Here is a 12,772-nt window from a genome sequence, read left to right on the forward strand (position 1 = left end):
CATGACGCAGCAACTCGACTATCTGAAGGAAACGCCTTCCCAGACGGCCGGACCTTACGTTCATATCGGCCTCGCGCCAGGCGCCGCCGGTTTCGACATCTATCGGCAGGAACTGGGCTGGGATATCGCAGGCCCCAATGCCAAGGGTGAGCGCATTCGTGTGGAAGGTGTCGTCATCGATGGCATGGGCTCGCCGATCAAGGACGTGATGCTGGAAACCTGGCAGGCCAACAGCGAGGGCATTTACGCCCATCCTGAACATGCCGGCGACGTGGAAGAAGGGTTTCGCGGCTGGGGCCGTGTCATCACCGATTTCGAAACCGGCGAATGGGGGTTCGACACGGTCAAGCCAGGCCCGGTCAAGCTTCCGGACGGCAAGGTATCCGCTCCCCATATCAGCCTCTGGATCGTCGCACGCGGCATCAATGTCGGGCTTCAGACCCGCCTTTACTTCGAGGACGAGACCGCAGCCAACGCGGCCGACCCGGTGATCAACCTGATCGAATGGGAAAAGCGCCGCCAGACCCTGATCGCCCGGAAGACGGAGCGCGACGGCAAGACGGTCTATCGTTTCGAGGTCAAGCTGCAAGGCCCGGACGAAACGGTGTTCTTCGATATCTGAGGAGGCACAAACCACTCTTCCTCATCCAGAGGAGCTTGGCCAAGCCGAGCGTCTCGAAGGATGGGCAGCGCACTCAGAGTATGCGGCCCATCCTTCGAGACAGCGCTGAAGCGCTTCCTCAGGATGAGGGAGGCTTATGCAACGATCGCCGCTCCTTGTTGGGACAGGCGCAAGCGAAACCGGAGCGACGTGAAACATGTCCAAGCCCTGCATCATCTGCGTCGCGATTACCGGATCGCTGCCGAAGAAGGAAAACAATCCGGCGGTGCCGATCACCGTTACGGAGCAGGTTGAAAGCACGCAGGCTGCCTTCGAGGCCGGTGCGACCATCGTCCACGCTCATGTTCGCAACGACGATGAAACGCCGTCCTCGGATCCGGCGAAATTCGCCCGGCTCAAGGAAGGACTGGAAAAACACTGCCCCGGCATGATCATCCAGTTTTCGACCGGAGGCCGTTCGGGCGCCGGGAAGGAACGCGGCGGCATGATTGCCCTGCAGCCCGACATGGCGTCGCTGTCCGTCGGCTCCAACAATTTCCCGACCCGGGTCTATGAAAACCCGCCGGCACTAGTCGACTGGCTTGCCAGCGAGATGCGCACCCATCATGTGAAACCGGAGATCGAGGCGTTCGACCTGAGCCACATTCATCAGGCGGCTGCCATGAACCGGGACGGACGTATTCCCGGCAAGCTTTATGTGCAGTTCGTCATGGGCGTGAAGAATGCCATGCCGGTCGACCGGGATGTCTTCGACTATTACATCAAGACCGTTGACCGGCTGGTACCGGACGCCGAATGGTGTGCCGCCGGGATCGGCCAACATCAGTTCACCCTCAACGAGTGGTGCATTTCCTCAGGCGGTCATACCCGCACCGGCCTGGAAGACAACATCCGCCTCGACCGGGACACGCTTGCCCCTTCCAATGCGGCGCTTGTGAAACGGGCGGCGGATCTTTGCGAGAAATATGAGCGTCCCGTCGCGACCTGGCAGCAGGCGCGCGAGATCCTGGGTCTGCCGCTGAAGGCGGCTTGACCCGCCTTTCCACTTGGCTCTCAATAAGGGCCCATCCAGAGACCCTGTCGAGCCATGCCTGTTTCGCTATTTTCCAGCCAGATCCATTCCTCCCTCTTTGCTGACGGTGACCTGACCAAGCTTCTCACTGACGGCAGCGATGTCGCGCATATGATCGCCTTCGAGCGTGCCCTCGCCATCGTACAGGGACGCCTGGAGATCATTCCGGCGCAGGCCGCGCGGGAGATATCAGAGAAGCTCGCCGACGTTCAGATCGAGCCCGCACGCCTGGCGGCCGGTACAAGATCCGCCGGCGTGCCCGTTCCAGCGCTTGTGGCGGAACTGCGCAAGCAGCTCGGCGCCGAAGCCGGGGCCTGGCTCCACTGGGGCGCAACCAGTCAGGATGTGATCGACACGGCGCTGGTCCTTCAGGCGAAAGTCGCGCTCGAGATTCTGGGCGCTCGGCTGGAAAAACTTATCGATACGCTGGAACGGCAGAGCGAGCGCCATGAGAACCAGCTCATGGCGGGGCGTACGCGCAGCCAGGTGTCGACACCGGTCACCCTCGGCTACCGGATCGCGCAATGGGCCCATCCCCTGATAGATGCTGAAAATGCGCTGCCCGCGCTCAGGTCCGCCGTGCTGCGCGTCCAGTTCGGCGGCGCGTCGGGCATCAACAGCGCAATCGCTCCGGACGGAACCGCTGTCTCGGCGGCGCTCGCACTGGAGCTCGGCCTTGAGGACAGCCCGTCGTGGCACGTCAACCGGACGCCCATTCTGGCGCTTGCGGGCTGGCTGCAACAGGTCACCTCCGCCCTTGCGAAGATGGCAGGAGACCTGGCGCTTTCCGGGCGCACGGACATTGCGGAAGTTTCCAGCGGGACCGGCGGCGGATCCTCGACCATGCCGCAGAAGGCCAATCCGGTGCAGGCCGAGACCATTCAGGTGCTCAACAGCATTGCGATTTCCGCCCAGGCCGGGCTTGCCGCTGCTGCCAGCCCCCTTGAGGAGCGCGACGGGACAGCATGGCCGCTGGAATGGCATTTCCTGCCACAAATGCTGCTGGCCGCGGGCGCTGCGCTGGTGCACGCAGAAGAGCTTGCCACCAGCCTGCAGGCGAATGAAACCAATCTGGCTGCAACTCTGGTGTCAAACCCGGAAATCATGGCCGAAACCGCCAGTTTCGTTCTCGCCCGGAACGGCGTTTCCCGCGCAGAGGCAAAGGATCTTGTTGCGGCAGCTGCGAAGGACCCGGCCCCCTTTGCCGAAGCCCTTGCAAGGATTTCGCCGGTCAGCCTTGACTGGCAGAAGGAACTGGACCCGCAACAGGTCGTCGCACCGGCAAGAGACATGTCGGCGCGGATCTTTCAGACCCGCCGCAGAAGCTGAACAGGGTCAGGCCCTACCCGGCCACATCCGCGTTGCTGATCACGAAATCCACGAAGTGGCGGATCTTCGGGTCCTGAAGACGCCTGTGCGGATAGAGGCAGCCGAAGATGGTGGGGGGAGGCGGCGTATCCTTCAGGATCTCCACCAGACGGCCGCTTTCCAGATGCTGGGCTACGTCGAACCTTGGCTTGTTGACGATGCCATATCCTGACAAGGCCCAGTCGGTGAGAACGTCGCCATGGTCGGCATCCATCTTGCCGGAGACCTGAAGCTTGCGCGGCCCGGCCGGTGTCTGCAGAACCCAGTAATATTCCGGCGAGCGCGGGTAGCGCAGCAGCAGGCAATTGTGCTCGTCGCTCAGGAGATCATCCGGGGTGCGGGGCGTGCCGTGCTTTTCCAGATACTCCGGAGCCGCGCAGAGCACCCGAGGACAATCGGCGATCTTGCGGAGTTTCAGGTTGGAATCCTGCGGGGTGCCGATGAAGAAGGCGACGTCGAGACCGTCGGACAGGATGTCGACCTTGCGGTCCGACAGGCGCATATGCACTTCCGTTGCCGGGAACTTTTCGACGAAACGCGGCACCAGCGGTGCGATGATCCGGCGGCCGGCACCAAGTGGCGCCGTGACGCGGATGACCCCCCGCGGCGTATCGGAAAAGCTGGCGACGGCGGCTTCCGCGTCCTCGATGGATTCCAGCGCCTTCACCGCATAATCGTAGAACACCTTGCCGACCTCGGTCGGCGTGAGCGATCTTGTGGTGCGGTTGAAGAGCCGCACGCCGAGATGCTTTTCCAGCTCCTTTATACGCTTGCTGGCAACCGCCGGTGTCAGGCGCAGGTCGCGTCCGCCGGATGTGATGCTGCCCAGTTCGACCACGCGGGTGAAGACGCGCAGGGATTCCAGATAGGACATGGCCTCTTGCCTCGGATTTGAATTCTCGTGCGATTACAGTGCGCTGGTTCTCATGATCGACTTTGGTCGCATTTCCTGAGCCACAGTATCGCACGGCCATTTTCAATGATCTGTTGAAAGAATTTCCGGAATCATCGGATTTTTTGCAAGTGTCCTGAAGCGTACCGTCCTCGGCTGAGAGAAGACTTTGCCCGAGGACGCGATGACCCACCGCACAGAAATCCGGTTTCTGCTGAACGGCGCCGACGTGATTGTCACGGATGCGCCTGCCGACAAGACCCTGCTCGACTACCTGCGCCTGGAACGCCGGCTGACGGGCTCCAAGGAAGGCTGTGCGGAAGGCGACTGCGGGGCCTGCACGGTATTGGTCGGCCGGCTGGCCGGCGGGGTTCTGAAGTATGAGACCGTCAATGCCTGCATCCGGTTTCTCGCGTCGCTTGATGGATGCCACGTGGTCACCATCGAGCATCTGCGGGGAGAAAACGGCGGTCTGCATCCGATCCAGCAGGCGATGGTCGATTTCCACGGCAGCCAGTGCGGCTTCTGTACCCCTGGCTTCGTCATGTCGCTCTACGCGCTGTGGATGGGCAATCCGGAACCGACAGAAACGGAAGTCGAAAGCGCGATCCAGGGCAATCTCTGCCGCTGCACCGGTTACCAACCGATCATTGCCGCCGCCATGGCCGCCAACCGCTACGGCTCGCCAGCGCAGGATTTCCTGGAAACGGAACGGGCAACCATCACCGAACGGCTGGCAGCGCTTTCCGACGGCCGCCGTGTCGTCACCGGCCTTGACGACAATCAGGCGATCCTTCCGGCGGATGTCGCCGACTTTGCAGCCATTCTGGAAGACTTTCCGCAGGCGACCATCGTTGCGGGTTCCACCGATGTCGGTCTCTGGGTCACCAAGTTCATGCGCCCCATCGGCCCGGCAGTCTTCATCAGCCACCTTCAAGAGCTGAAATCGGTCACTTTGAGCGACACAGCGCTGGAGATCGGCGCAGGCGTCACCTACTCGGAAGCGCAGGAGACCATCTGCGAGATTTTCCCGCATCTGAAAAGCTACTGGGACCGGATCGCCGGCCAACAGGTGCGCAACATGGGCACCATCGGCGGCAACATCGCCAATGGATCGCCGATCGGCGATACGCCGCCCGTGCTGATCGCGCTCGGAGCGCAAATCGTTCTGCGCAAGGGAGCCACGCAGCGCAGCCTGCCACTGGAGCAGTTCTTCATCGAATACGGCAAACAGGACCGGGCGCCCTCCGAATTCGTCGAGAGCATCCTGATCCCGCGGCCCCGTTCCGGCCAGCTTCACGCTGCCTACAAGATTTCCAAGCGCCGGGACGAGGATATCTCGTCCGTGGCCGCCGGTTTCTGCGTGACCGTTTCCGAAGGCCGCATCACCGATTGCCGCCTGGCATTCGGCGGCATGGCCGGCACGCCGAAGCGGGCCGCCAAGGCCGAAGCCGCGCTGCGCGGCCAGCCATGGGGGGAAGCTGCGTTCGTGGCTGCCGGCAAGGCGCTGGAAGCCGATTTCACACCGCTTTCCGACTGGCGCGCCTCGGCCGAGTACCGGGCGACTGCCGCGCGCAACCTGCTGCAGCGCTTCTTCCTGACCCATGACGAAACGACCACGGAAGCGGTCGATCTGCTGTCTGCTTGAGTTTTGAGGCGAACCACATGAAACACAACATCATCACGGACGCCAAGAAGTCGATCAGCGGCGCTGTCCATACCGACCGCCGCCACGACAGCGCGGAAAAACACGTCACCGGCCGGGCAGAATATTGCGACGACATTGCCGAACCGCAGGGCACCCTTCATGCCTATCTCGGCACGTCCACGGTTGCCCACGGCCTGATCAGGTCAATGGATCTGGAGGCGGTTCTGGCAGCTCCCGGTGTCATCGGCGTGCTGACGGCGGCCGACGTTCCGGGTTGCAACGACATCAGCCCCACGGGCCAGAACGACGAACCGGTGTTCCCGGTCGACAAGTCGGAATTCCATGGCCAGCCGCTGTTTGCCGTCATCGCAACAAGCCGTGACGCTGCCCGGCGGGCCACCGAGCTGGCAAAGATCGACTATGAGGTCCTGCCGCATGCGCTTGATCCCGTCAGTGCGATGGAGGCCGGCTATCCGCATGTCACCGCACCGCTGAAGCTGGAACGCGGCGACATCGCCCCTGCCTTCGACAGCGCGAAGAACCGCATCCAGGGCCGGATGACGATCGGCGGCCAGGACCACATGTATCTGGAAGGCCAGATCGCCTTTGCCATACCGGGTGAGGATGATGAAGTTATTGTCCATTGCTCCACGCAGCACCCGAGCGAGGCACAGCACATGGTTGCCCATGTGCTCGGCGTGCCGTCGAACGCGGTCACGGTCAACGTCCGCCGCATGGGCGGTGGCTTCGGCGGCAAGGAAAGCCAGATGAACCTCTTCTGCGCGGTGGCTGCCATCGCCGCGAAGAAGTGGAACTGCCCGGTAAAGATCCGCCCGGACCGTGACCAGGACATGACCGCCACCGGCAAGCGGCACGACTTTGTGGTCGACTACGACGTTGCCTTCGACGACAGCGGCCGGATCGAGGCTGTCGACGGCACCTTCGCGGCCCGTTGCGGTTATTCCTCCGACCTTTCCGGGCCGGTGACCGACCGCGCGCTGTTCCACGCGGACAATGCCTATTTCTATCCGAATGTCCGGCTCACCAGCCGGCCGATGAAAACCAACACGGTCTCGAACACCGCTTTCCGAGGGTTCGGCGGGCCACAGGGCGTGGTCGCCGCCGAACGCATGATCGAAGAGATCGCCTATGCGCTCGGCAAGGACCCCCTGGAAATCCGCAAGGCCAACTTCTACGGCGACCGCAACGACGGCCGCCTCCTCACCCCCTATCATCAGGAGGTCGAGGACAACATCTTGCCGCGCTTGATCGGAGAACTCGAAAGCTCCTCTGACTACCAGGCCCGCCGTGAGGCGATCCTGCAGCACAATGCCCGTTCCTCCATTCTAAAACGGGGTATTGCGCTGACACCGGTTAAGTTCGGCATTTCTTTTACAGCCACCTGGTACAACCAGGCCGGCGCGCTGATCCACATCTACAATGACGGATCGATCCACCTGAACCATGGCGGCACCGAAATGGGCCAGGGCCTGAACACCAAGGTCGCCCAGGTTGTCGCCGATGCCTTCCAGGTGGATTTCGAGCGCATCAAGATTACCAAGACGACGACCGAAAAGGTGCCGAATACATCGGCAACCGCTGCCTCGTCGGGCTCCGACCTCAACGGCATGGCCGCCCTGAACGCGGCGGAACAGCTGAAGGAACGGCTGGTCGCCTTTGCCGCCGAGCGCTGGAACACCGAACCGGAAACCATCCGCTTCCATAACAACATGGTCGAGATCGGGTCCGAACTGGTGTCCTTCAATGATCTTGTCCGCCAGGCCTACATGGCCCGTGTGCACCTGTCGGCCGCCGGCTTCTACAAGACGCCGAAGATCCACTGGGACCGCGCCGCCGGAAAAGGCCGCCCGTTCTACTATTTCGCCTATGGCGCATCCTGCTCGGAAGTTTCCGTCGACACGCTGACCGGTGAATACCGGGTGGAGCGGACCGATATTCTGCATGACGTCGGCAAGTCGCTGAACCCGATCCTCGACAAGGGGCAGGTGGAAGGTGCCTTCATTCAGGGCATGGGCTGGCTGACGACGGAAGAACTGTGGTGGGACCAGACCGGACGCCTCAGGACCCACGCGCCGTCGACCTACAAGATCCCGCTCGCATCCGACCGGCCGCGCCAGTTCACCGTGAAGCTTGCCGAATGGTCGGAAAACAAGGAGCGCACCATCAAGCGCTCCAAGGCCGTGGGCGAACCGCCTTTCATGCTGGGTGTGTCCGTCTTCGAGGCGCTTTCCATGGCCGTTGCAAGTGTCGCCGATTACCGCGAATGCCCGCGCCTTGATGCCCCGGCAACGCCGGAGCGGGTGCTGATGGCCATCGAGCGGCTGAAAACCCGGGAGTAAATCATGACAATGCGCTCCAGCCAGACCGAAAGCTTCTTCGGCTCAGCCCACCCGATCGTCCGTGTCGTGCTGACGCGGGTTCGAGGATCGTCCCCCCGGGAAGCCGGCACGGAGATGTTCGTTGCCCCGAACAGCCTCTTCGGCACCATCGGCGGCGGCCAACTGGAGCACATCGTCATTACCCAGGCCCGTTCCATGCTGGCCGAAGGCACGCTTTCCTCCAGGCTCGACTTGCCGCTCGGCCCGGAAATCGGCCAGTGCTGCGGCGGACGGGTGGAAGTATCACTTGCACGCATGCGCAAAGCCGAACGGCTGGCAGTCATCAGCCGCTTGCAGGCCGAGGACGATGCGCTGCCGCATGTCTATGTCATGGGCGCGGGGCATGTCGGCCGGGCGATTGCCGACCTGCTGCAGCATGCGCCGGTGCACTGCGTACTGGTCGACATGCGCAAGGAAGAGCTGGCGCAATGCCAGGCGCATGTCGACATGCGCCTGCGGGCCATTCCGGAAGTCGAGATCTACAATGCGCCCGCGGGCAGTGCCTTTATCGTGCTGACCCATGACCACGGTCTGGACTTCCTGCTGACGTCGGCCGCCCTGGAGATCGGTCATGCGTCCTATGTCGGCATGATCGGGTCGGCCACAAAACGCGCCAAGCTGCGCTCCTGGTGCAACAGCCATTGCAATGGCCTTTCCATCGACCAGCTGACCTGCCCGATCGGCGCAACCGCCAGCCGGGACAAGCGCCCCGAGATCATTGCCGCTTTTGTCGCCGCAGAAGTCCTGACCGCCCTGACCTCGGGCGCAAGAGCTGCCGGCGATACGGAGGAGGCTGCGCTGCTGGAGGCCGCGCAGTGAAACAACGGCTGCCCTGTCCAATGGGAGATGGAACAGGACGGCTGTCTTACCCTGAAAGGAGACCCGACATGCGGGTTGGGAGGAACGACTACACTTTGTTTTCGAGGGGGGATTTCAGCGCCTTCTGGGCCCTGTTCACCGACAACCTCGTAAACCTCATGGTGCTGGCAGGTATCTGCCAGTTCGTATTCCAGATGCCGGCGGACATTGTCTACGGCAAGATCGTGCCGGGTGCCGCCATCGCGATCCTGGCCGGTGTCGCCGCCTATGTCCTGCTGGCCAAACGCGCCGCCGCACAGCATGGCCGCGACGTGACCGCTCTGCCTTACGGCATTTCGACACCGGTGATGTTCGTCTATCTCTTCGGCGTCATCGGACCGATCTACTGGGCGACCAATGATCCGGTTCTCGCCTGGCAGGTCGGCATCGGCGCGGGCTTCATGGGCGGCATCGTCGCAGCCCTCGGTGCGGTTGTCGGCCCCTGGCTGAAAAAGGTGACCCCGCGTGCGGGCATGCTCGGCACCTTGTGCGGCATCGCCCTGGTGTTCATCGGCACCGTGCCGCTTGCAACGGTGTTCGAGAACCCGTTCATTGGCTTCGCCTCAATGATCATCATCCTGTGGGGCCTCGTCGGGCGGTTCCGCCTGCCGTTCAACATTCCGGCCGGCCTGCTGGCCCTGATGGTCGGCACCGGGGTCGCGCTGGCCACCGGTCAATCGACAATCAGCTTCGAGGGTGTCGGCTTCTATCCGCCCGTTCCCTACCTTGGCGACCTGATGGCCGGGATCCAGCACCTGTTCAACCATCCGGAGCTGTTCCTGGTGCTGGTGCCGGTGCAGATCTACAATTTCATCGAAACGATGAACAACGTGGAGAGCGCGGAAGCCGCAGGCGACCACTATCCGGTGGCAACCTGCCAGATCACCGACGGTGTCGGCACCATGATCGGCGCGCTGTTCGGTTCGCCCTTCCCGACGACCGCCTATATCGGCCACCCGGCCTACAAGCGCATGGGGGCACATGCAGGTTATGTGATCGGCGTCGGCGCGGTCATTCCGCTGGCGGCCTTTTTCGGATTGCTTGCCTTCCTGAACAACCTGATCCCGGTAGCCGCCGCTGCCCCCGTTCTGGTGTTCGTCGCGCTCAGCCTCATCACCAACACCGCCCATGCCGTGCGCACCGACCATATGGCCGCCGTCACCATCGCGATGATGCCGCATGTCTCCAGCTTCCTCATCATCAAGTGGGGCTCGCTGATCGGCGCGCTCGGCGCGACTGGAGCCACCGGTATGCTGGCCCTTGGCGATCCGAAACTGACCGCAGCGCTGCTGCAGCAAGGTGCCCATTACGAAGGTCACCTCGCCCTCAGCCAGGGTGCCATCCTGACGGGTCTCATCTGGGGCGCCATCGTTGCCAGCGTCATTGACGGCAAGTTCCGCAATGCCGGCGGCTTCGCCTTTGCCGCCTTTGCCATGGCCTCTGTCGGGATCATCCATTCGGCAACGCTGCACTGGCCGGAATTCACCACCGTCAGCCTCGGCTACCTGATCGCCGCCGCCTTCCTGTTCATCTACCCGATCTTCCACCGTGAAGACGCGGCAGAGCCGGAAGCCGAGCCGATTACCACTGCCCAGGTCAGCCCGGGCGAATGAACCAGACCTAAAACCACTTCGGGGCGGATCTTCCGCCCCGAACTCCGACAAACGGGACCTTTCTCGATGCCTTCCGACCGTCTCTTGCTTCGTGGCCGCCTGCTGACTTTTTCAGCCGAGCCGCAATCCCCGGACGACACCTCCGCCTTCGATTACGTCGAGGATGGTGCGCTTCTGATCGAAAACGGCCTCATCCTGCGGCGTGGCAGCTATTGCGAAGTGGTTGCCGGGGCGGGCGATGCGGAAATCATCGATCACAGGCCGAAACTGCTGATGGCAGGCTTCATCGACACCCATATTCATTTTCCGCAGGTGCAGATTGTCGCGTCCTGGGGTGCGCAACTTCTTGACTGGCTGAACACCTACACCTTCCCGGAAGAAACCCGCTTTGCGGATGAAGGCCATGCTGCCGCCATGGCCTGCCGCTTCTTCGACCTGCTGACCGACCATGGCACCACGACGGCCGTTGCCTATTGTTCGGTTCACAAGGCCTCGGCGGAGGCCTATTTCGAGGAAGCAGAGCAGCGCAACATGCGAATGATCGGCGGCAAGGTGCTGATGGACCGCAACGCCCCGGACGGGCTGCGCGACACGCCGCAATCCGGCTACGACGACACCAAGGACCTGATCGCCAAATGGCATGGACGAGGGCGTGCGAGCTACGCCATCACGCCGCGCTTCGCGATCACCTCGACCCCGGACCAGATGGAAATGACCGGCACGCTGGTTGCAGAGCATCCGGACTGTTTCGTCCAGACCCATCTTTCGGAAAACAAAAACGAGATCGCCTATACGCTGGAGCTCTACCCGGAAGCGCGCGACTATCTCGACGTCTATCAGCGCTACGGCCTCTTGTCGGACAAGATGCTGCTCGGCCACTCGATCCACCTGGAACGGCGCGAGATCGACGCTCTTGCCGAAACCGGCGCCCGGCCGGTGTTCTGCCCCACGTCCAACCTCTTCCTCGGCAGCGGTCTCTTCGACGACGCGGGCCTGCGCTCCAAGGGCATCGTCAACGCCATCGCCACCGATATCGGTGCCGGCACCAGCTATTCCATGCTGCAGACGCTGAACGAGGGCTACAAGATCCTGCAGCTTCAGGATCAGAAACTGCATCCGTTCCGGGCCTTCCACTGGATCACCCGCGGCAATGCCGTCGCGCTCGGCCTGGAAGACAGGATCGGCACACTGGACGAAGGCACGGAAGCGGACATCGTGGTGCTGGACAGCCGCGCGACCGAGGCGATGGCCCTGCGCATGGAGCGGGCGTCGACCCTTGCGGAAGAGCTTTTCGTTCTGCAGATGCTGGGCGACGACCGGTCCATCGACGAGGTCTATGTCGCCGGCAAGCCGCAGAAGGGCAAGGCACCGGCGGTCCCGCAAACCGCGCCAGCAAGGACACGCAAAACGCCTGCTGCCCGAGAAAAGGACCTCGTACTGTCCTGACCTGCGAACCTGGCCACGAACTTCGAAGTCACCCCGGGCGAGCATCGCGAGACCCGGGGTGACCTCCAGTGGAAGAGAAAAGATAACGGCAAGGGCTTCTTCACCGGCTCAGCAAAAAATCGGCTTTTGATACCGTTCCACGCACACGGACTTGCCAATTCATGGCCAAATAAGTGTATCAATGCACACCGTGTTGCTGGGAGGGATTCGTGGCGAAAGATATTGTTTTATATGACTACTGGCGGTCCTCGGCGAGCTATCGCGTTCGCATTGCGCTCAATCTGCTGAAGCTTGATGTTGACTACCGGCCGGTGAACCTTCTTACCCGCGCCCATCTGGAAGATGACTATCTCGCTCTCAACCCTCAGGGCCTGTTGCCAGCGCTGATCGTTGACGGCAAGACGCTGACCCAGTCGCTGGCCATCATCGAATATCTGCATGCGACCACGCCGGGTTCGACCTTGATGCCGGACGATGTCGACGGCCAGTACCGGGTGCGCCAGCTCTCCTATGCCATTGCCATGGAAATCCACCCGGTCTGCAATCTCGGCATTGTTGGTCATGTGGCGGAGCTGACCGGCGGTGGCGATGATGCCAAGAAAGCCTGGATGCAGCGCTTTATCGGCAAGGGCCTTGCCGCCTTCGAGAACCTTTTGGATGATAACGGTCCGTTCTGCCACGGCGAAACGCCGAGCATGGCCGACTGCTGCCTGATGCCTCAGCTCTATAACGCCAATCGCTGGGGTGTGGATGTTTCCGGATTTCCGAAAATCCTGCGCGCGGCAGCTGCCGCCGAAGCCCTCGACGCGTTCAAGGACGCCCATCCGGATGCCATCGGCGCGCCGCCCGCCTGA

The 12,772-nt window shown here is 62.4% G+C and carries 10 protein-coding genes; 9 read left to right on the forward strand and 1 reads right to left on the reverse strand.

What is annotated here, in order from left to right; all coding sequences use genetic code 11:
- The first annotated feature begins 1 nt into the window (after position 1).
- The 3 genes from pcaG to FIV05_RS05030 all read left to right on the forward strand — a co-directional run bounded on the left by pcaG (position 2) and on the right by FIV05_RS05030 (position 3,023).
- Positions 2–622, forward strand: a complete 621-nt coding sequence (pcaG, locus tag FIV05_RS05020) for a protocatechuate 3,4-dioxygenase subunit alpha (protein WP_152508873.1) — start codon at positions 2–4, stop codon at positions 620–622.
- A gap of 196 nt (positions 623–818) precedes the next feature.
- Positions 819–1,655: a 3-keto-5-aminohexanoate cleavage protein gene (locus FIV05_RS05025; RefSeq protein WP_152508874.1), complete on the forward strand. Its 837-nt coding sequence runs from the start codon at positions 819–821 to the stop codon at positions 1,653–1,655.
- Positions 1,656–1,709: 54 nt separating this feature from the next.
- Positions 1,710–3,023 (forward strand): lyase family protein, encoded by a 1,314-nt coding sequence (locus FIV05_RS05030; RefSeq protein ID WP_152508875.1) that lies wholly within the window; start codon positions 1,710–1,712, stop codon positions 3,021–3,023.
- A gap of 13 nt (positions 3,024–3,036) precedes the next feature.
- On the opposite strand, the gene FIV05_RS05035 is transcribed toward FIV05_RS05030, so the two are convergent.
- On the reverse strand, positions 3,037–3,936 hold the full coding sequence (locus FIV05_RS05035; RefSeq protein WP_152508876.1) for a LysR family transcriptional regulator: 900 nt from the start codon (positions 3,934–3,936) through the stop codon (positions 3,037–3,039).
- Between the two features lie 202 nt (positions 3,937–4,138).
- Between FIV05_RS05035 and xdhA the strand changes: the two genes are divergently transcribed.
- The 6 genes from xdhA (at position 4,139) to maiA (ending at position 12,772) form a co-directional block, all read left to right on the forward strand.
- Positions 4,139–5,602 (forward strand): xanthine dehydrogenase small subunit, encoded by a 1,464-nt coding sequence (gene xdhA, locus FIV05_RS05040; protein WP_152508877.1) that lies wholly within the window; start codon positions 4,139–4,141, stop codon positions 5,600–5,602.
- Positions 5,603–5,619: 17 nt separating this feature from the next.
- Positions 5,620–7,962 (forward strand): xanthine dehydrogenase molybdopterin binding subunit, encoded by a 2,343-nt coding sequence (gene xdhB / locus FIV05_RS05045; protein WP_152508878.1) that lies wholly within the window; start codon positions 5,620–5,622, stop codon positions 7,960–7,962.
- A 3-nt stretch (positions 7,963–7,965) separates the two neighbouring features.
- Positions 7,966–8,820, forward strand: coding sequence for a xanthine dehydrogenase accessory protein XdhC (gene xdhC / locus FIV05_RS05050; RefSeq protein WP_173013775.1), 855 nt, complete (start codon positions 7,966–7,968; stop codon positions 8,818–8,820).
- Positions 8,821–8,888: 68 nt separating this feature from the next.
- Positions 8,889–10,472, forward strand: coding sequence for a xanthine/uracil/vitamin C permease (locus tag FIV05_RS05055; protein WP_152508879.1), 1,584 nt, complete (start codon positions 8,889–8,891; stop codon positions 10,470–10,472).
- Between the two features lie 66 nt (positions 10,473–10,538).
- Positions 10,539–11,918: a guanine deaminase gene (guaD, locus tag FIV05_RS05060; RefSeq protein WP_152508880.1), complete on the forward strand. Its 1,380-nt coding sequence runs from the start codon at positions 10,539–10,541 to the stop codon at positions 11,916–11,918.
- Positions 11,919–12,127: 209 nt separating this feature from the next.
- Positions 12,128–12,772: a maleylacetoacetate isomerase gene (maiA, locus tag FIV05_RS05065; RefSeq protein ID WP_055656853.1), complete on the forward strand. Its 645-nt coding sequence runs from the start codon at positions 12,128–12,130 to the stop codon at positions 12,770–12,772.

This window comes from Labrenzia sp. THAF191a (genome assembly GCF_009363335.1).
GTDB classification, from domain to species: domain Bacteria; phylum Pseudomonadota; class Alphaproteobacteria; order Rhizobiales; family Stappiaceae; genus Roseibium; species Roseibium algicola.

Bases quoted from the DNA above. Each gene is read 5' to 3' on its own strand.
- pcaG (WP_152508873.1), top strand. From the start codon at position 2: ATGACGCAGCAACTCGACTATCTGAAGGAAACGCCTTCCCAGACGGCC.
- FIV05_RS05025 (WP_152508874.1), top strand. From the start codon at position 819: ATGTCCAAGCCCTGCATCATCTGCGTCGCGATTACCGGATCGCTGCCG.
- FIV05_RS05030 (WP_152508875.1), top strand. From the start codon at position 1,710: ATGCCTGTTTCGCTATTTTCCAGCCAGATCCATTCCTCCCTCTTTGCT.
- FIV05_RS05035 (WP_152508876.1), bottom strand. From the start codon at position 3,936: ATGTCCTATCTGGAATCCCTGCGCGTCTTCACCCGCGTGGTCGAACTG.
- xdhA (WP_152508877.1), top strand. From the start codon at position 4,139: ATGACCCACCGCACAGAAATCCGGTTTCTGCTGAACGGCGCCGACGTG.
- xdhB (WP_152508878.1), top strand. From the start codon at position 5,620: ATGAAACACAACATCATCACGGACGCCAAGAAGTCGATCAGCGGCGCT.
- xdhC (WP_173013775.1), top strand. From the start codon at position 7,966: ATGACAATGCGCTCCAGCCAGACCGAAAGCTTCTTCGGCTCAGCCCAC.
- FIV05_RS05055 (WP_152508879.1), top strand. From the start codon at position 8,889: ATGCGGGTTGGGAGGAACGACTACACTTTGTTTTCGAGGGGGGATTTC.
- guaD (WP_152508880.1), top strand. From the start codon at position 10,539: ATGCCTTCCGACCGTCTCTTGCTTCGTGGCCGCCTGCTGACTTTTTCA.